The organism is Ignavibacteriales bacterium (assembly GCA_016709765.1).
GTDB lineage: Bacteria > Bacteroidota > Ignavibacteria > Ignavibacteriales > Ignavibacteriaceae > IGN3.
In genome coordinates this window covers 84,531-104,794 of sequence record JADJMD010000016.1, presented here as the reverse complement: position 1 = coordinate 104,794, position 20,264 = coordinate 84,531, and the positions used below count along the sequence as shown (strand labels likewise).

Annotated in this window: 19 protein-coding genes and 1 tRNA gene; 6 read left to right on the top strand and 14 right to left on the bottom strand. The window is 32.8% G+C overall.

What is annotated here, in order from left to right; translation table 11 throughout:
- Positions 1-6: 6 nt before the first annotated feature.
- From IPJ23_19060 to IPJ23_19035, 6 genes are all read right to left on the bottom strand, one after another.
- Positions 7-690, bottom strand: coding sequence for a T9SS type A sorting domain-containing protein (locus IPJ23_19060; GenBank protein ID MBK7632742.1), 684 nt, complete (start codon positions 688-690; stop codon positions 7-9).
- Positions 691-793: 103 nt separating this feature from the next.
- Positions 794-1,126, bottom strand: a complete 333-nt coding sequence (locus IPJ23_19055) for a T9SS type A sorting domain-containing protein (GenBank protein MBK7632741.1) — start codon at positions 1,124-1,126, stop codon at positions 794-796.
- Positions 1,127-1,483: 357 nt separating this feature from the next.
- Positions 1,484-1,870, bottom strand: coding sequence for a hypothetical protein (locus IPJ23_19050; protein MBK7632740.1), 387 nt, complete (start codon positions 1,868-1,870; stop codon positions 1,484-1,486).
- A gap of 40 nt (positions 1,871-1,910) precedes the next feature.
- Positions 1,911-3,506 carry a hypothetical protein gene (locus IPJ23_19045; protein ID MBK7632739.1) on the bottom strand — a complete coding sequence of 532 codons (1,596 nt, stop codon included), beginning with the start codon at positions 3,504-3,506 and terminating at the stop codon, positions 1,911-1,913.
- A 66-nt stretch (positions 3,507-3,572) separates the two neighbouring features.
- Positions 3,573-7,478 carry a T9SS type A sorting domain-containing protein gene (locus tag IPJ23_19040; GenBank protein ID MBK7632738.1) on the bottom strand — a complete coding sequence of 1,302 codons (3,906 nt, stop codon included), beginning with the start codon at positions 7,476-7,478 and terminating at the stop codon, positions 3,573-3,575.
- A 182-nt stretch (positions 7,479-7,660) separates the two neighbouring features.
- Positions 7,661-7,837: a hypothetical protein gene (locus IPJ23_19035; protein ID MBK7632737.1), complete on the bottom strand. Its 177-nt coding sequence runs from the start codon at positions 7,835-7,837 to the stop codon at positions 7,661-7,663.
- A 423-nt stretch (positions 7,838-8,260) separates the two neighbouring features.
- On the opposite strand from IPJ23_19035, the gene IPJ23_19030 reads away from it, so the two are divergent.
- Genes IPJ23_19030 through IPJ23_19020 form a run of 3 tightly spaced genes read left to right on the top strand, consistent with a single transcriptional unit; the run spans position 8,261 to position 9,823 of the window.
- On the top strand, positions 8,261-9,238 hold the full coding sequence (locus IPJ23_19030) for a hypothetical protein (GenBank protein MBK7632736.1): 978 nt from the start codon (positions 8,261-8,263) through the stop codon (positions 9,236-9,238).
- Between the two features lie 58 nt (positions 9,239-9,296).
- On the top strand, positions 9,297-9,536 hold the full coding sequence (locus IPJ23_19025) for a hypothetical protein (GenBank protein MBK7632735.1): 240 nt from the start codon (positions 9,297-9,299) through the stop codon (positions 9,534-9,536).
- The gene (locus IPJ23_19020; GenBank protein MBK7632734.1) at positions 9,521-9,823 is read left to right on the top strand and encodes a hypothetical protein; all 303 of its coding nucleotides are present in this window, start codon (positions 9,521-9,523) and stop codon (positions 9,821-9,823) included. Before IPJ23_19025 ends, IPJ23_19020 begins: the two co-directional genes overlap by 16 nt.
- Positions 9,824-9,858: 35 nt before the next feature.
- Here IPJ23_19020 and IPJ23_19015 read toward each other — a convergent pair whose 3' ends face one another.
- The 5 genes from IPJ23_19015 to IPJ23_18995 form a co-directional block, all read right to left on the bottom strand.
- Complete coding sequence (locus IPJ23_19015; GenBank protein MBK7632733.1) at positions 9,859-10,908, bottom strand: hypothetical protein; 1,050 nt, start codon at positions 10,906-10,908, stop codon at positions 9,859-9,861.
- A complete protein-coding gene (locus IPJ23_19010) occupies positions 10,848-11,372 on the bottom strand; it encodes a hypothetical protein (GenBank protein ID MBK7632732.1) in 525 nt (174 codons plus the stop codon). The genes IPJ23_19015 and IPJ23_19010 overlap by 61 nt, the downstream gene beginning before the upstream one ends.
- On the bottom strand, positions 11,324-11,938 hold the full coding sequence (locus IPJ23_19005) for a hypothetical protein (protein MBK7632731.1): 615 nt from the start codon (positions 11,936-11,938) through the stop codon (positions 11,324-11,326). Before IPJ23_19005 ends, IPJ23_19010 begins: the two co-directional genes overlap by 49 nt.
- Before the next feature lie 562 nt (positions 11,939-12,500).
- A tRNA-Thr gene (locus tag IPJ23_19000) sits at positions 12,501-12,573 on the bottom strand.
- 30 nt (positions 12,574-12,603) lie between these two features.
- Positions 12,604-13,950, bottom strand: coding sequence for an HlyC/CorC family transporter (locus tag IPJ23_18995; GenBank protein ID MBK7632730.1), 1,347 nt, complete (start codon positions 13,948-13,950; stop codon positions 12,604-12,606).
- A gap of 127 nt (positions 13,951-14,077) precedes the next feature.
- On the opposite strand from IPJ23_18995, the gene IPJ23_18990 reads away from it, so the two are divergent.
- Genes IPJ23_18990 through IPJ23_18980 form a run of 3 tightly spaced genes read left to right on the top strand, consistent with a single transcriptional unit; the run spans position 14,078 to position 16,066 of the window.
- Complete coding sequence (locus tag IPJ23_18990; protein MBK7632729.1) at positions 14,078-14,419, top strand: DUF971 domain-containing protein; 342 nt, start codon at positions 14,078-14,080, stop codon at positions 14,417-14,419.
- Complete coding sequence (locus IPJ23_18985; protein ID MBK7632728.1) at positions 14,416-15,180, top strand: RNA methyltransferase; 765 nt, start codon at positions 14,416-14,418, stop codon at positions 15,178-15,180. Before IPJ23_18990 ends, IPJ23_18985 begins: the two co-directional genes overlap by 4 nt.
- Positions 15,170-16,066: a cation transporter gene (locus IPJ23_18980; protein MBK7632727.1), complete on the top strand. Its 897-nt coding sequence runs from the start codon at positions 15,170-15,172 to the stop codon at positions 16,064-16,066. The genes IPJ23_18985 and IPJ23_18980 overlap by 11 nt, the downstream gene beginning before the upstream one ends.
- Positions 16,067-16,071: 5 nt before the next feature.
- On the opposite strand, the gene IPJ23_18975 is transcribed toward IPJ23_18980, so the two are convergent.
- The 3 genes from IPJ23_18975 to IPJ23_18965 form a co-directional block, all read right to left on the bottom strand.
- Positions 16,072-17,286, bottom strand: a complete 1,215-nt coding sequence (locus tag IPJ23_18975; protein MBK7632726.1) for an RtcB family protein — start codon at positions 17,284-17,286, stop codon at positions 16,072-16,074.
- A gap of 117 nt (positions 17,287-17,403) precedes the next feature.
- Positions 17,404-17,946, bottom strand: coding sequence for a T9SS type A sorting domain-containing protein (locus IPJ23_18970; GenBank protein ID MBK7632725.1), 543 nt, complete (start codon positions 17,944-17,946; stop codon positions 17,404-17,406).
- Positions 17,943-20,261, bottom strand: a complete 2,319-nt coding sequence (locus IPJ23_18965) for a hypothetical protein (protein MBK7632724.1) — start codon at positions 20,259-20,261, stop codon at positions 17,943-17,945. The genes IPJ23_18970 and IPJ23_18965 overlap by 4 nt, the downstream gene beginning before the upstream one ends.
- Positions 20,262-20,264 lie beyond the last annotated feature (3 nt).

Here is a 20,264-nt window from a genome sequence, read left to right as displayed (position 1 = left end):
TAATCATTATTTAAGTAATATAATTTTAATTCTTTGAAAATCATTTTTGTTTTGCACGGTTAGCAAATAAACACCACTTGGCAGAACCGTTCCATCACTGCTCTTACCATGCCATGTGAATGAAATATTTCTATCACTATTTGCATCTACTCTGTATGAAAATATTTCTTCCCCTGTAATTGAATATATATAAAAATCAGTATCTGCACCATATTTTGCCGTGTAATCAATTCTTGTTGAAGAATTAAAAGGGTTTGGATAAGATTGCAACCCTATATCTGATGAATTTTGTATCTCATTATTAATAAATGTCGGTCCAAAAATATGAATTACCCCATTTTGGGATTGTATTGGAATTTGATTATCTGAAGTATCCCGAAGGTCAGTTGTTAAAAAGTTTAGACTAATATCACCTTCTTCAAGAGCCTGAAATTGTATTTTAATCAAATCCCCACTTCCATCTTCATAACCAGGGCCAAGGATTGCCTCATCTATCTTTAATATATTCGAGTTACTGTCTATAGTCGCGTAAAAAAAAGTTTGCCAGTTAGAAAAAAAACTTGATCGAGATATATTCAAACACCTCAATTTCTGTGAGTCGTATCCAAGATGAATGCTATATGCCCTAAATGCATTAATATTTTCGACTTTTATTATTATTTCCGATGTAGAAAATAAATTTATATTCATCTCAGATGGTGATACTAATAAAACGGTTTGCTGGCTGAGAATCGAATAACTCGACAAAAATATTGCTATTATTATATGTATAATTAATTTCTTCAATTGAATTCTACTTTAAGAATTGCATTTTCTTTGTTTGGATAAAATCGTTGACTCTCAACTCATAAAAATATACTCCGCTGTTAAGTTCGGTTGCATCGAATTTTTGAGTGTATGTTCCAGGCTGTCTTTGTTCATCAACTAATGTCTTAATTTCTTGACCAAGTAAATTAAATACACTGAGTTTTACTAATCCTGCTTCAGGAATAGTAAACTTAATATTAGTTGATGGGTTAAAAGGATTAGGATAATTTTGAGTCAACTCATATTTCATTGGTGCAGCTACTTCAACATTAACAACTGGTGAATATTCAAATTGACCGTCATTATCTATCTGTTTCAATCTATAAGCATAACTACCACGCTGAAGATCTTTATCAATATAAGAATATTCTTTTGGTGAGTTCGAATTTCCATTTCCCGTAATAAATGAAACTTTATGATAGCTTCCAAAGGAACATCTAAAATGGAAGACTCAACTACTGGGGTATAATTTGTCTGCAGATCTGTAGACGGTGTTGTATAATAATAATCTTGTAAGTCCCACTGATTTATAGTAGTATTAAAGCTAAGACCACTACTTTCAGTCTGATCAAATATTTTCATTTTCACATGGACGTAAACTTGGGGCGTTGTTCCAAGCATATTAGTTAATTCGAATCCCCTGCCGGGATATGTTCCGTAAGCTGAATATGCATAATCATTTTGAATTGCGAAAATTAAATCTGTATTGTCCAACTACGGTTGCTGAATAATTTCCAGCGCCAAAATTACTTGGTGGGCTGCCCAAAAAAGTGTCTGTAAGTAGTATCCCTTCTGTTACGGTGATGTTTCCATTTGTAACTAAGTTGCTGCCAAATCCTAATGTATTATAGTTTATGTATAACTGAGCAATTTTAAATTGGCTATTTGCAGTTGCCTCCGCAGTTATATCAAATTCTAAAAAATGATCATCTAAAACATTAGTGAGTACAGGATTTGCAAATTTAAAGGTAATGCCTACTTGAGCAAGTGTTGGATTTTGATAAAATGAAATTAATAAAACGTATACCAATGCTATTAATAATGTTCGTATCAAACTGCTCATAACTAACTCCTGAATAAATAATTTTTATAAATATAAAATTTCAATTTGGTACTTGTGTCCCTTTACCATTATTTGGGACCCAATAAAATTCATTATCATTATTCTGTACTTGTCCATTTAAATTATAATCAGCTGCTTTATATCCGGACTGTCCATTTTGCGGTACCCAATAATTTTCTCTGTCGTTATTCTGTACCTGTCCATTTCCATTTGCATCAGCTGCAATCATACCGAATATTCCCACATCAAGCTCAATCATAGCATTGGATCCATAAGCTTGCAATTGTGAACTTGTAAAATCATATAAAGGGGTTGTACTTGTAAGTTGAATATTTGTTGAACTCATTATTGCAAGATGGTTACGGTGTTTTATTACGATGTAGTTGTCATTAGAATTTAGAAACAAAAACGATACAGGACTTACACCATCAAGATCAACAATAACTCCGTCATTTTTTAAAAGTGCAGCTCGAGTTGCAATTGTAGAACTTGCAGATGTTGCTGTTCTCAGTTCCACTAAAACCCAATCAACTATGCTGGGATGGGTTGTAAAAAAATCAGTGGCTACAGATTCAGTACCGGCATAATTCCAAGGAGGACCCGAATATGGCTGAGTGAGCGGAATAACACCAGAACTATTCAGCGTTGTTAACATCGAACCAGAATCATATGGACCTTGTAAAAATACCTCGGCATTAACAACAGAAGAACTCACAATAATCTCAGCTGGTACAGATATGGCAGTTATTTCTAAATTGTTGATATCCCTAAGACTTAAAGATGCAACTTGTACAGTAGTTGTTCCTTCAGCAAAAGGCTCAAATGTTATTGTAAAAATCGTTCCCGAGCCGGTTACAGAAGCACGACCAAGTATTGATTGATCTACAATTACTGTGTTAGCTGAATACAAGTCTGCCGGAAATGTTTCGTAGAATACATCATAACCTCCCGTATTAGTACTTAAAAAGTTTCCCTGAGTTATATTTAAACATTTTACTATGGAATTATTGAACGTTAATGTTACGCTTATCGCAAATAAACCTACCACTCCTTGCACTTCTACTGAAATTGAAACTGGATCATTGGTATCAACTGTTTGTGAAGATGGCGTAAGTTTTATCAGTACTGTAGAGCTCACAGTAATCTCAGCTGGTTCAGATATTGCAGCTATTTCTACATTGTTGATATCCCTAAGGGTTACTGATGTTACTTCTATATTGGTTGTCCCTTCGGCAAAAGGTTCAAACGTAATAGTAAAAATTTCTCCCGAACCGCTTACCGAGGCGAGACCAAGTATCGATTGGTCTACAATTACTGTATTAGCTGAATATAAATTACCAGGAAAGGTTTCGAAGAAAACATCATAACCTCCTGCATTCGTACTTAAGAAGTCACCCTGTGAGATATGCAGACATTTAACTATCGAATTATCGAAAGATAATGTTATACTAATTGCAAATAAATCGACTACTCCCTGAACTCCTACTGTAATTGAGACCGGATCATTGGTATTAACTATTTGTGAAGAAGGTGTAAGTGTTATTACCGCTGCATCATTTGGCTGATTGCTTTGTGCAAAAGTTAAACTGATACTTAGACTGATTATTAACAGTAGTATGTTTTTTTTAAGGCTCATTGAATTTCAATATTAGTTTTTTAATAAATAATTGGGCGGCAATTAAGCCGCCCAATTGAACATAAATTATTTCATCAGAATCATTTTCTTAACAGATACAAAGTCGTTTGCTTTTATCTGATAGAAATAAATACCTGATGAATATCCTGCTGCATTTAATTCAACATTATATCTTCCAGCTTCCTTTAACTCATTTACTAATGTTGCCACTTTTTCACCTAAAGCATTGAACACTGATATTTCTACCATTGCTTGTTTTGGTAAATTGTAACTAATAGTTGTTGATGGGTTAAATGGATTTGGATAGTTCTGCAGTAAAGCAAATTCAGTTGGAATTGTTTCGACTGAACCGGAGAAGCTAACTTTCATTGCGCCATTAAGAATATTCCTGACGTTAGCACTGTTAATATTGATATCAGTATTGCCTTCAAATACTAATGTTAATACTTCACCCGAAGTACTGATCCCAAATTCATTTGCACCGAATACTGCTAGATCTACATATACCTGGTTTCCTTCAACATTGTTCATTACCATAACAGGGTTTGATATTGATGTTAGAAGTTCACCTTTTTCAACACTAACAAGTTTTCCAAAATTACCAGCAAATGTTAAGTTCATAGCTCTAACATTTTGAACACCGCCGCTAACTAATAATGGAACTCTTGTTTGATTACCTGCAAATATTGGATCTCCAAGCTTCAGCTCTACTGGTTCTGTTGGCTGTGCATTTAATTTTGGATAAACGTGATTTTGGCTTAAACCATAACTCATAGAGAAGATTACTAAATCCTCAAACTGAATTCTTCCATCAGTTATAGGCATACCATAAACTGTATTTGTGTTCGTTGGACCAACATCATACTTAACTTTATAATTTGCCATATTACCTGGACCTGACCAATAAGATCCTGCCCATAAATTTAGGTCAATAATGTCTAATACACCATCACCCGTTGATGGACCACCTATGCTGGAAACGTCACCAAGATAGGATTTTACCTGTGCATTATTTCCTGTTACATATACACCAAGCTGACCACCTGCACCATTATAAGCCCTAAAATCTAATGCTGTAAAACTGATTGCTCCGAATCCCGGCTTTAATATGTTAAGATTTAATTTGGCTATATAGTTACCAGAAGTAATAGTAAAGTTATTGGTTAAAAGCGAGCTTGCATTTATAGTCACCTGATCAGTAGTACCTAATTGATCATACAAGAACTGAAAATTAGCGCCATTATAAATTCCGCCAGTTTTATCAACACCTGCATAACTAAATAATGTATTATCCCATTGTATTGTTATATCTGAGGCAGCGAAAACTGAACCAATTTCTGGAACTATGTAAAGTTCTATTGGAGAAGTAAAATCCCAATCATTAGGTTCATATAATGCATTAGTAAATCCCCAAGCATCATTAGGATAAATAATACCTGCCGCAGCTGTTGGACTTGAGCTTAAGTAAACATTGTATGCGGTTGATGGTGTATTAATAAATGTAAATGGTGTAAAGTGATTGGTAGTAAATGAAAATGAAGGATGACCACCGAACAATGGATCTGATGCTAGGTAGGTACCACCTGAAACTGCCAACCAGCTGCTGGTTGTAGAGTTATAATACATTACTGTAGTTGAGGCATCAAAACCAGGAATTCCGAATACATCAACGGAAACATCTACATTAAAAGAATAGTTTGCCATTGTTGAAGTTATGTCCAGCCAAAGCCCAACATTAGTATAACCGCTTGGGAAAGGTGTCGGTGCTTCATTATATCTTGATACTGTAACATTGCCGCCACCTGATGGTAAAGTGTTAAATACCATTTTGACTCCAGCAAGAGGGAAATCATAAACAACCGGGGTTGCTTGAGATATATTTATTGTTTCAGCTTTTCCAATCCACGGATCGTAATCTACTGGTCCACTAATCATGGCCTGTATTTCAGATTCAACAGCAGTACCCCACCAATTGTTTTCTGCATTGAACATTCCTGGGGCAAGATTCTCAATACTAAGTGTGTTGTTTAATAATGAATTATTATTGAAAGAAACATTTGAAATATCACCAGTTATTTCACCTTCTTTTCTAACTTTAATTGCTGAGCCTTGTATATTCTTGAATACGTTACTGGTGCCAGTTAATGTACCTCCATAGTTCGGGTAGATATTTATTGCAGATGCAGAGAGCAGATCAAAGGTATTGCTATTAAGGGTAACATTATTTCCGGCTGAGGCAAGAATAATACCTGCTTGGTCATCATACCAATTTGGACCTGATATAGTAGTATTCTTTATTGTGTTGTTTGCAATTGTACCAACAACATTATTAAAGTTCATTGCCCAGCCTCCATTATCAAGCCATACGTTATTTTGAATATTTATTGTCTGGATATTCGTACTCCACAATGATATTCCATTTGAAACTGCACTATTATCAAATAAATTATCAGTTAAGGTTAAAGAGAAAGGATTTGTATTCCCGGTGATATACCAGTTACCATTATTACACTCGTAAGCATTTGTGAAAATATTATTTTCAAATAGCCATGATGTATTAGTTCGATTTATCAATTCTACAAATCTATTATCAATTATAGCAGCATCTACCATATCAATGGTAATCCCTTTTATTACAATATTCATATCATTTGCATTTGCCAAGATGGCATGTCCACCGATCTGAGGTTTAAGAATTGCCTCTAACACACGTGTATCAGTATTCGGGCTGTTTAGTTCATTAGGCCCAAGAATAGTAATTGATTTGTTTAATATTAGGTTTTCTGCATATGTTCCTGCTGCAACTGAAATAGTATTTCCTGCCGTTGCATCGTTAATTGCACCTTGAATTGTTGGATAGTATACATCCTTAGTTAAATTATAAACTGGGGCAGGATAAGCGACACTAATACCCCATAATGCTTCACCTGTAACTTCATTATTTTCACTTATTGTAAATTGATCATTACTCCATCCTCCAGTACCTAGTTGGACACTCATCATATAATCAGCAGCACCTTCTATATTTGTTAAGTATAAAGTTCGATTAACCTCATTAAGAGCAAGGATAGAATATGCTGTTTCCTGAATAGATTCATTTAAGTCACCCGGAATTACATAAGCTTGATTCCATGTAAATCCACCTCCAACAATCTGATAAGTTGCTAAAGTAGCAGCTAAGTCATTTATATTACTTGCTGCAATATGCCAACCAGCAGTTGGATCGAAATCTTCATTTACATAAGCAAGACCGTAGACTGCACCAGCTAAACCTATTACATCATACCATGCGTTACCATCTAATTCATTAATTTCTGCCTTAACACCATCAATCCACTCTGAAGTGCTTGCACCACACATTGCTGCACCTACCAAACCCATTCCCACATCCCACGCGGCCATATTCGCTTGTGTACCGGCTCTATTCGTACGTACAAGATTTATGTAGTCCGAAGTGTTATAAAGAGTTCCTAGTCCATTTTTGTCATACGTTCCAGCTGCAAGTTGGTCATAGAAATTTGTTTTTACGTGGGTTGTATAGGTTGTAACACCTAGTACTTTGTCTAAGGTTGCTGCAAGGTAACCATCAGACGGTGAAAAATTATTTGTTTTAGTTAATAACAATGCACCTGCATTTAATAATGCGGTACGATGAGTACTTAATCCTGTTTGTTGATATGCTTGAGCAAGTCCCATTGTAATTGGTCCAATAGTATTTAAGGCACTCGTACCGGTCAAAGGCCAACCCCAACCACCGTTAGGATTCTGCATTGCAACAAGTCTATTACCACCAGTTGTAAAGGCATCAAGAATTGATTCCGCTCCATCGCTAATCATATTTCCATTTGATTGGGTAGTAGTTCTCGCAAACATATTTCCATTATCAAATGGACTAACAGGACTAGGTTTATCCTGTGCTACTAAAAGTACAGAATACATCAGCAACAGTGTAAATAAGAATAACTTTTTCATAAAATTTTTCTCCTAATTGTTTTATATTTTATCTAGGAATTAATTAAAAACTTTTGTCTGCAGTTTTCTTTAGTTAAATTTTATTGCTCGAGTACCGCTCAGCAGTTATTTAAATTTAACGGGATTTCTGCAGACGCTTTTTAGGGAGGATGTTTTGAATCAAGTTTCATTTCTTCCTCCTATTAATATTTTTCCAATTGCAGGGATAGTAGTTCATCCCTATTAATTTTATTTAAATCGGGCACAAAAATATTTCTACCTTCACGTATTATTTTATAAAGGATATAATTCAAACCACAACCAAGAATAACTTCTAAAAACTCAGAGTCTTTGATATTTTTTTTTACATTTTCTTTCACCTTAATAACCAAACTTGTTGTGTTGTAAATATCTCTGAATTTATATAAGTATGCGTGGATACGCCTTCGACAGGAATACTGAATGAAATACAAATTACAATAATGCTTATTAATTCTACTAACAAGGGATCCCTACTAAGAATGAAATAGTTTAGCTTGTTACCCTAGCAGAAGATATATATACTTAATCTCTATTCGCTCGGAAAATTATTATAATTTTTTTTGAATATTTTAAAAAAATAATAAAGCAGTTTGACCACCGCTTATATAAATTTTTACTAAAACTTTGTATGGAATGGACTTAGTATATAGAACCTGAAAACTAACTTTATTTGTCAGCTGTCAATAAATATCTGAACGCATTTTTTATTTTAATAAGAAAACGGGCATTATTAATTAACTTTTATTATCTTCATTTCCCTTATGAAGAAGAATTCTGAAATATTAGTCTTTTTAACAAATCTGGATTCTGATCTATTTCTAAATAACGTTATTAAAATTTGTCAATCGATTGCTCTCTCATATCTTCATTGTAATTATAGAAAAATTTATAAATTTTTACAGAACGAAGAACTTAGTTTTGAGGAATTTGCTCTTGATGCTATCGCACCATTGTTCGTTAGAGAAAAAGAAGATCAGAATATTTCAATCCGGACATCTTTTAATAACTGGCAGCCCGCTATAAAAACTGAGGAAGATGCTTTATACTTCCTAAATAAAATTGTTGCTAGTAGGGTTGAACAGCATATTTATTCTTTACTTAAGGAAGAAGATCCATTCTTTTCCAAAATTCTTGATTCAGTTAATTATCTTATCAAGACTCAGGGATATAAAAAATCTCAATCATTAGGTAAGACTTATATTATAAAAAGTGATGATGAAATTAGAGATACATTATTCATTAGTCAGCAGGAGTTTGAAAATTTACCTACACATCTTTTTGCAAATAAGAAAAAACTTTTTTCAAATTTGATAAACTATCTTCAGACAGAAACAAAATTCGTTTCCGCAATTCCATTAAATGATCTTGTTTACAAGTTAAAACATATCAACTTTTCAGAATATGTATTAATCAAATCTTCTGAAATGACTAGAAAACAATTTGAAATGGATGAGATCGTAGACTTTGCACTAAAATCTGCATTAAAGAAATTAGATAATTCCTATACTGCAAATGGAAAATTAAATAATTCAGAAAGTAAATCTATTAGAAGTGCGTTGACCGATATATCAGTAGATTTGAAAAATGGCGGGATAAATCCAGGATTATATGATTATCTTGCCCCCTATATTAAAGATTTGAGTAAAGAAGCCTACAAAGATAATTACCATAATATCCTCGAGTACCTGGTTAGAGTAACAAAATCTGTGATTGCTGACAATCTACAAGAGAAAAATTAATACACTTTCCGAATCAGCATTTTTTTTAATTATATAATAGACAAAGGAATAAAGTAATTTGAAAGTAACGGAACGTGACATATTTAATTTTGTATTCTTCCCGGAGTCTGTTCGTGAGGAGCTAAAAGCATTTTTGTCTTCAATTGAAGATTCTTCAGTAGCTGTAATTTTTTATAAAGAGATGAAATCTGCATTGGATAAAGAAATATCACCATTACTAAAAGAAAGAATTTCTAAAAAAAAAAATCTTACAAATTGCCAAGTGTTATTATTCTATACCCTATGCATGAACCATTAAAAAACAAGAAACCAAATCATTTAGTTTTAGCCGCTGCATCAGAAAATAATACAGCACCAAAGATGGTTACAAAAACATTTGTAGATGACGGTAAGGATTATCTTATTAAAGTTCTTACATACGGCAGTACAACTAAGGTGTTTGTTTTCTCTACTCACGATGAGATCTTAAAAGATTTTCACATTATTATCGAACCCCAAAATCTTAAATACCATCTTAATGATAATACCGAACCATTGAAAATTGGCCAGGCAATAGATGCTGATCTGGTTAAAATTGAATTTTAGCTTTAGCTACTCTTTAATTCTAGCAAACTAGAATTTCAATATCCCTTTGAAATGAATTCTTTACCGTCCCAATATCTTATTTCATCTTTTAGAATCTTAAAGTATTCATCTGTATTGGTATAAGGAGGTTTTAGTGTTCCCTGCGAAACAAGCGAGTCTCTTACCTGTTGAGCATTATCGGCACAATCAACCCATTGGAAATCTAATTCATTACTAAACCCATAATAAAATATGATCGGTTTATCTTGCCCATCACGAACAGAAATAACTATTTCCTTTGAACTAGGGGCGTAATATAGACCGTTCAATAAAACTATGTTTGAACGGCTAAAGAGTTTACCATAATCAGTATGGGGTAATAAAACAAATTCATTAATTACAGCTTTGGGTATATTTTTGAATTTGTATCGGTCAGGGGCTGGTGTTTGCCCCTTTAAATTATCAAGATTAATTGAGAATAAAATAGCTTTTTCATATCCATTATGCATCCCGGCAACAATAACTTCTTTAATATTGTCTTTATTAAAATCGCCAATCATCGCATTTGTAATGGCACCGGCATTCCATAATGTGGCTGTACTATCAAATCGTTTTCCAGTAACAACATTAAGTTTAAATATTGCATTAGAAAAATTGGGAATGTTGCGGGCCATAAGTAAAATAACTTTTGTATTATTTATCGTGGTAGTATCAATAATTGAAATCTGATAGTTGTTTGTCCATTTCCTAAATGTTGATACAGTATCTCTAAAATTATATTCCCAGATAAGGTTTTTATTTTTATCAAAGCAAGCAACTCTTCCATTATCATAAGAATCAGAATTCATTTCTTCTTCTGCTATAATAACTTCATTCACACCATCATTATTTATATCAATTATTTTTCTGCTATATCTTGATCTATCATTAGACCCATCTCTTTGATCAAAATTTAAGTGTATCGACCACAAGTCTTTACCATTTCGATTCTGGACACTTAGGAGATTTCCTTCTTGATGAAACATTGCTGGATTATTATCAAAATCTAATGCAAACAAAAAATAAAAACTACCGTAAGTACCATCGCTAACAGAATACTTTTCCATTTTTTGTAAGCATATAATACAAATCGCTCAATGATATTTCTTTTATGAATATCAACAATGTTCCTTCTGCTTAATAAATCTTCAAGGTCAGTTAATCCAATGATTTTTAATTTTCTATTTGGATATTTTACAATAAGTTGAGCAAGTTTATCTTCTGCCCATATCTCATCAACTTTCGGAACACAAAATATCTGCGCGTCTGAAAAGAAAACGAATTCAACTTTGGTATCTATAATTGATTTACTTGTTGATATTATTTTAGAATTTTTATCAATTCCCCCGGTAACCGCAATACAGCCATTAATGTTAACTATGGTTTTTGAATTGTAATGTTTAAGTATTGCTTCAATAAATGCAAGAGTTAATGCTGTGCCCAGTGAATTACCGACGTATACCCCAAGTTTATTCTCACATCTTAGTTCAACAGTGTGTGATTCTTTGATTTTCTTGATGTGTTTTTGCAATACTCAATTGCATTATCCCAGCATAAATGCAATTGATTTTGTAATTGAGTATCATTTTCTGATTCAGCCGGTTCAATATTAAATTGATTCTCTCCATCGATAACCTGAACTTTTAATATTTCTAAAAATCCAAGTAACTTCTCTTTAATATTTTTTTCAAGCACCGGGAAATAAATAATGCTTCTTGAAATATCTTCATTACTTCCATCTAACCAGGAACACATTAATTCATATTTTTTCTTTAAAATTATAAGAGCTTCTGCCATGTCAGATTTATAGTTGGTTAAAAAATCCAATTCACATACTTTTATAAACTGGTCCCGAATAAAAGTTAAATCATCCAGGTTAAGCCCTCTGATCTTGATGGTTTTAATTAACGAAAGATATTCTGCGAAATGATCGGAAAGGTATGCTTCTGTTAAATTAAGATTAGAACTGGAAAGCACTAAACTAAAGAATTCTGAAATTCTTAATAATTTAGTTCGCTTGGAGGAAGGTGCTTCAAGGAAGATTACAAGTTCTGAATATTTTTTTTCTAATCCTAGGATCTCCACTGTTATACCCATTAGTGTATTGCAAAGATCGGTAAAGAAAGTTTTAAATGGAAGGATGGTTATTTATAATTATAAAGCGATTAAAATATATTCACTGATTAGTATTGCTCTTTGTTTCTGCCAATAATATTAAGCTGGTACCAAAATGGTTCCTCTTTTTAAAATAAATGCTATTTTGAGCTAACAATGAAGTTTTTCGGAAGGTGAAAACAGTCCCTGACTCTCCCAAGCTATATTACAGGCACAAATAACACTCAAAATTTACGTTCGAGAATCTGAAAATAGAATGTGAAAAATAATCAAAATGACATAATTATGGTTGAGAGCCATAGTAAAGCCATAGTCTAAATTTGAAATGGTAATCCATCTCAAATAAAATATTAAGAATCTAGTTAATATTGGAAAGTTTCTGTCTCGTTTCAGTGGTTTCGATCATTGAAAAGAGCCATAGTGTTTGCCATAGTAAGGGTCAAAAAGGTAGGTCAATTGAGGTCAATTTCATTAAATACTACCGAAATTCATTTTTCTCAGAAATAAAAAAACCCCGAAAATCTTTCATTTTCGAGGTTTCTTGAGCTGGCAATGGGACTCGAACCCGCAACCTGCTGATTACAAATCAGCTGCTCTACCAATTGAGCTATGCCAGCGTTTCAAATTTTGTGAGCCAAAAATAGTATTTATTCAATTTCTTTGCAATTTTTTTGAAAGATTTTATTGATCTGATGTTTTAATACCAAAAGTCCCCTTTTCATCAAAAATTTTGAATTGGACCATTTTCTGACGAATCTTTTTATTAGCTCAAAAGTTAAATTCTTAAAATCAAATTTTTCTCCTGGATTTAAAATTTTTCCAGTCTTATATGCAACAAAACCTGCAACCGTATTATATTCATCTGATTCTTCTAATTGAATATTAAATGTTTCATTAAAATCATCAATAACCATAGAACCAAGTATATAAAATTTTCCTTCTGGCGAAACGCTGTAATCCTGAACTTCGCTTTTAGTTTTGTCTTTAATCTCGCCAACTATTTCTTCCAGAATATCTTCCATCGTTATCACGCCCTCTGTACCTCCATATTCATCAGTAACAATGGCAATTCGCTCACCTTGCTTCTGCATATCTTTTAATATTTCTGAAATTAGTTTTGTTTCAGGGGCAAAATATGCAGGACGAAGAAGTTGTTTTAGAGAATATTTTTTCTTTTCAATTATAGATTTCATCACATCTTTTGTATGAAGTATCCCAATAATATTGTCTAAAGAATTTTCAAATACTGGGACCAATGTATGACCTGTTTTTATTATCGATGCTATATTTTTTTCATCTTCTTCAATTAGATTTATTGCAACCATTTCAGTTCGTGGAATCATAACTTCATCTGCTTTAAGATCATTAAACTCAAATATGTTTTCAATTATCTCTTGATCTGCTTCATCTATCGTACCTGATTTTACACCATCCGATATTATATCAAGTATTTCATCTTCCGATGGACGTTCTTGTGAGAAATTTATTTTTTCTTTAAACGGTAATAAAATAATATTGCTTAATGCTGTTATGGCTTCAGTAACAAACTTTAGGGTTGAAGATAAAAGTAAAACTATTTTTATAGATCGTTTACCAATAAAATCCGAATAACGATAAGCGATGGCTTTGGGAACAAGCACATTAAACACTAAAATTGATAGAGTCACTAAAATTGTTGTCGTGAGAATTGATATTCCGATTGAATAAATCGATGATAAATTTAGTAGAGATAAAAGCGAAGGATAAATCCAGTTTGAAAATAAAAAATAACCGATAATTGAAGTCAGCACCGTTAAAAAGGTAAATGCAAGATGAATACTGCTGTAAACTTGTTCCTGATTTTCATTTAACTTTTCAAAATATGGAACATACTTATCTGAGTTTTCTTTTAGTTCATCAATTTTAGTTTCACCAAAAGCAGCTAAAGCAATTTCTGCGGCAGCCAATAAAAAATTTGCAAACAGTATCATTACAAAAACAAACAATAATTCCATTAAGTCTAAAATATCCTTCTGTTAGTAATAGCTAAAACAAAAATAATAGTGTTGTGATAAATTTACATTACATAATCTTTAATAATGTGTTATTTTGTTATTAACATTATAAATTTTTTAGAATTAAATGAAACCAAAACAAATAAAGATTGTAGATAAAGATAAGCTTTCGTTAGTCTGGAATGATGGAAATTCATCAATTATTTCGCTAAAATATTTGCGGGATGAATGTCCTTGTGCTGGTTGCAAAGGTGAAACGATCTTATTTAAAACTTATCGCCCACCAAAACCCACTATGCTTTCACCAGAAATGTATAAAGTAATAAGCATCGATGAAGTTGGAGATTATGCAATACAAATCGGGTGGAAAGATGGACACAACACGGGTATATATTCGTGGGAATATCTTAAAACGCTTAAAGAAGGTGAAAGTGAAAATACTAATCAGAAATATGATACTCTTTTATGATTTCTAAAAATGAATTAAAATACTTCTCTTCTCTTTTAATAAAAAAATTCAGACAACAGGAAGAAAAATTTATCGTTGAAGGATTAAAAATTGTTGAAGAAGGCTTGAACAGTAGTTATAAATGCGATACGGTTATTGTTACACCTGCATTTATAGATTCTTTTCCTGATGTTATTAATATTTTAAGAAAAAAGACAAATCGAGTTGAAGAATTAAAATCAATCGACTTTCAAAAAATATCCGATACAAAATCTCCGCAAGGTATCGCAGCCGTATTTAATAAGAATTATCCCAAAAATAATCTTAGTGAACTTAAAGACAAGTTAATAGTTCTTATTGATAATGTTTCAGATCCCGGAAATCTTGGAACAATAATTAGAACCTGCGATTGGTTTGGGTTGCACAATATTTTAATTACCGATCAATCTGTTGAGTATTTGAATCCAAAAGTAGTTAGAGCTTCAATGGGATCAATTTTTCATCTTAATATTTATGATGAAGTTTTTTCTAATGATTTATCTAATCTTAAAAACAATGGTTATCAGATTATATGTGCAGATATTAAGGGCAAAAATATTTTTTCTTATAATTCAAATAAAAAATCAATATTAACTTTTTCTAATGAATCTATAGGTCCTTCTGAAATTGTTAAAAATCTTGCTGATGATTTTATTACAATTCCCGGTAAAGGCAGAGCAGAATCATTAAATGTTTCATCCGCAGCTTCTATAATAATTGCACGATTAACAAATGGCTCATAATCACAATCATATTCATTCCAATTCATCAAAAAATTTCAGAACAGTTTTTCTGCTCAATTTTGGATTTACAATTTTTGAAATCATTGGTGGAATTTTAACAAACAGCATATCTATAATTTCGGATGCACTGCACGATTTTGGTGATTCAATTTCACTTGGGCTTGCATGGTATTTGGAAAAATATTCTCACAAAAAAAGTGATAATAAATTTACCTATGGTTATGGTAGGTTTTCATTATTAGGTGCGTTAATTAATGCAATCGTATTGATCATCGGATCAACTTTTGTAATTGCAAATGCAGTTCCAAGATTAATAAAACCACAAGCTACTAACGCAGAGGGAATGATATTATTTGCAATTGTTGGAGTTATTGTAAACGGTGCCGCAGTGTTCAAATTAAAAAATGAAGACTCTATGAACGCGCGTGTAATGATGCTTCATCTTTTGGAAGATGTGCTAGGCTGGATTGCGATTCTTGCAGTTGCTACAACATTGCTGTTTTGGCAAACCTACATTCTTGATGCAGTACTTTCAATAATTATCACATTATACATCTTGTATAATGTTACGATCAATCTAAAAAAAACGATTACACTATTTTTACAAGCGACTCCGGAAAACATAAATATAGATTTCATTGACAACAAGTTTAAAAGTATTGAAAAAGTAATTTCATCTCATCATACACACGTTTGGTCTTTAGATGGGGCAAATCATATTCTTACAACACACTTAATTGTGGAAAGATCTACTACCCGTGCAGAGATTGTCAAAATAAAATCAAAGTGTAAGCAATTATTTGAGGACCTAAAGATGACTCATTTTACAATTGAAATTGAACTTGAAGATGAGGTTTGTTTAATGAAAGATGATGCAAATCATTAGATAATTTAATCTTTATAAGGATCATAGATATCAGAACCAGCCATTGCTACCCCTATTGGATGGAGATTGTAAAGCACTTTAATTGTGTCTCCCATATACCTTAAAACTTCTTCAAGATTTTTATAACATTCCGGCGCTTCATCAGCTCCTGAGCCACGCAACTCAATTCCTTTTTGCATTAGATTCGTTTTAACTTTTTCAAAATTTACCTTACCTTTTCCAATTGTCACTGGTTTTTTAATTCCATCTCTATCTTTAATCCATTTCTTTTTTCCTGCTGCTTCATTGCGGGACATTGTTCTGCCAGCACCATGAACTGTTGAGTACAATGCTTCTTTTGATAATTCAGAATCTAATCCTTCAATGATAACCGAATCATTCATCATATTAGCACCAATAAAGCCTAATTGATTGGGAAATGCTGGAGTGCAGCCTTTACGAACAACCCAGTAATCTTCTCCAAAATGGTTTTCTCGCCAGGCAAAATTATGATGATTATGTACTTCAAAAGTTTCATTTGGATTTCCAAGAATCTCTAACACCAATTTTACAACTTCGTCTCTTCCAGCGTAAGCGTATTGGCCAGCAAGGTTCATTGCTTCTAAATATGCTTGTCCTAGCTCCGACTTTATATCAAACAAAATCGGTGGTGAATCCATCGATCCTTCTTTAGCTCTATCTTCAAAGGATAAATTTTGTGATAACGCAATAAATCCCATTGTTGTTCTGTGTCCAAATCCACGTGAACCAAAATGTACACCAATCCATAAATATCCATCATCATCTTTAAATAGATCCACAAAATGATTGCCGCTACCTACGGTACCTAATTGTTCTTTGGCAAGACTGATAAGTTTTCTTTGAGGTTTAAAGTTGGCTGAAGATATTTTCTCTAGTACTTCGTGTTTAACAGGTTGATTATTTTTTCTTCCAATCCCAAATGATATTTGGTTATAGATTTCATTCATGATTTTGGGAAGCTCTATTTCATCTGCTTTTATATCAGTTCTTACAGCTTTGTTGCCGCATGCAATATCAAACCCAACTCCCGAAAGAGAAATTTTATTTTTATATGCAACAACTCCACCTATTGGATGGCCATAACCATAATGAGCATCCGAAGTAAGCACGCCAATATCATTTTCAGATGTGCATCTTTCGATTTGAGCTATTGATTTCTCATCAATTATTTCTCTGCCGAAGATTTTTATGCGTTTCATAGTATTCGATGAAAATGTCTTAATCAATTATAAGATTTTTATTTCACTTAGTCATTATATAAAAAAAGGCACAATTGCTTGTGCCTTAATTATAAATTATACATTGTACATTGTTAATTACTTCAACAGCATCATTTTTTTTGTTTGAACAAAATCTCCTGCATCAATGCGATAGAAATATACTCCTGTACTAACTTTGTTGCCGAGTTCATCATCGCCATTCCAGCTAACCTCATAAACACCATTTACCTGTTCTTGATTAACTAAATTCCTAACTTCTCTGCCAAGTACATCGAATATTTTTAATGATACAAGCGAAGGTGAAACCAGACTATATCTTATAACAGTACTTGGATTAAATGGATTTGGATAATTCTGTTGTAAAGAATACTCAACAGGAATCTGCTCATCAATCTGTTCAACATCCAAAAGAATTCCAGCTTCGGGTGTTGGCAGTTTTGCTGTTGTGTAGATTTTAAAATCACCTGCTGCTAATGTTATACTTTCTGATAGATTTGTTACATTTATACTATCACCGCTAAAATAATCATACCACCAACCCGAGCGAGTAAAATTTTGATTTGTTGAAAGCTCTGTAACTCCAAAATTACCGACAATAAAAACATCCATAGAAGAATGATATAAATTAATCTTCTTCATCTGTAAGAACTAACATCAAGACTAAATGTAGATGTGCTGAAAACATCATAATTTTTTTTAAGATTAATTAAAGCCTGGTACACTTTATATAAATTAGTTCTTCTATCATCATCAAGATAATTCCACCTAACAGGTTTCTCTCCTGTTCGCCCGTTAAAATCAATATTAACATCATACCCAAGCTCGCCAAATTGCCACATTAATTTTGGACCTGGAATTGTAAAGAAAAATGCTCCTGCTAGTTTCATTCTATTTAAAGCAACATTTAAATTTTTAATATTATATGTGCCTGAGGAATTTCCGTAAGTTAAATTCTTATACATCATTCTTTCTTCATCGTGGCTTTCCATATATCCAACTAAATTGGGATTTGTCCATCCACGATTTTTATAAGAGATTCCGGAGAAGTTTGAAGCATATCCCATAGTAGCTTCATTATAATCGTGATTAAGATTTCCCCATAACATCATTCCATAATTTGAGAGAACTGTTTCTTCGCTATTATCGGCAAAGTGTTCTAAAATAACATAAGCAGTTGAATCAAGTTCCCAAATTTTATCAGCCATTCGTTTAAGAATGTTAATTCTTGATTGATCATATTGCCCCCAAAGCCCAACATTTCCTCCGCTGTTTAATTGTGTAAACCCTTTTGAAAGATCGAAACGGAAACCATCAAATTTAAATTTTGTTAACCAATACTCATTTACGCGATCAACAAAATATTTAGTAGCAGTGCTCTCATGATTAAAATCATTGAAAACACTGAACGGATGGGTTGCCACTGTATTAAAATAAGGGCTATTTGCAGCTGGTCTGCTGTTTGTTTTATCCCACCACATAGCTACAAGAGGCGAAATATAATCAGCTTGATTTAAAACCATATCAAGTATAACAGCCATTCCATTTTGATGACAAAGATCTATAAACTCTTTAAGCTTATTTGCAGTTCCATAATATTTATCAACAGCAGTGTGATAATTGGGATTGTATCCCCAGCTTAAATTTCCTGAGAATTCCATAATCGGCATTAATTCAATCGCATTTACTCCAAGGGATTTTAGATAAGATAAAGTATCAATTAAAAATTGATAATTTTGCTGAGTAGAAAAATCCCTAACCAGCAGTTCATAAATGACTAATTTTTCTTTTGCGGGCCGCTGGTAGTTTGTTGCTTGCCACTGATATTCAGATTGAGCTGTTTGAATGATACCAACAGGTCCAACCGTTTTACCCGTGGGATAAGGTTTAAGGTTTGGATAGGTTGTTGAGGGAATATACTGATCATTCTGGGGATCAAGTATTTTTTCACTATACGGATCTGCTATAACTATCTCCCCATCTACCCAATATTGATACGCATATTCTGTACCCGGGCTGAGTGAATTAATTTCAATCCACCAAACAACACTATCATCATTTACAGAATCACGATTCAAAAAATAATTGGTTTCGGGTCTCCAATTGTTAAAATCACCAATCAGATAAATAAAATCTTTATATGGTGCAAATAGTGCTAATGTTAAAGTTGTTGCACTCGTATAATTAATGCCATGTCTTAATCCCGCCGGTAATGGAGCGTTAGTATATGCAGGATTGGAAAACAATATAAATGAAGTGGAATCCACTAAACCAGCGGTGTCAATTCCTACAGCTTTTATTATGTGGGGGCCAGCCGAAAAGCTAGAGTGTATAAAATTGTATGTTATACTATTTGAAATTGTTTGTGCAACTTGATTTCCATCAACAGAAAGAATTAATGTAGAAACTTTTGTTCCAAGCTCAACAGCATTTATAATAATAGGAACAGTTTCTCCAAATTTTACGAATGCCCCGGAAACCGGAGGATCTAAGGTATAAATACTAATTGCAGGACTCTGAACAATTAAGTTTAATCCCGGTTCATATAGATCAATAAAAATATCTGGACGTGTCTGTTTAGTTCCATCTGCGCTTCTAAAAACTATATCAAGCTGAGTAATTTGTTCTGAAGAGTTTGTAACACTGTAAAAAGTTCTTGGATATCCAACAGTAAGTTTATAAAGATTGGGACCTAATCTTGTTAGAGCTGGCTGATTTGTTTGTCCCCAACTGCCTATTACATGTTGCCAGGTTCCAAGGTTGGTTGTAACTCCAGTATGTGCATAAATAGTACCGGTATAATTTAATAACTCTGAAGCGCCCGGTAATGTTGTGTTAAGAAAAACTACAATGCTGTCATATTGTGTTGGAGTTACGGGCTCTAAAGTAATAGGTTGTGCAAATAATATTGAATAAGCAATGATTACAAATAAAAAAACTTTTAATAAATTTTTCATACG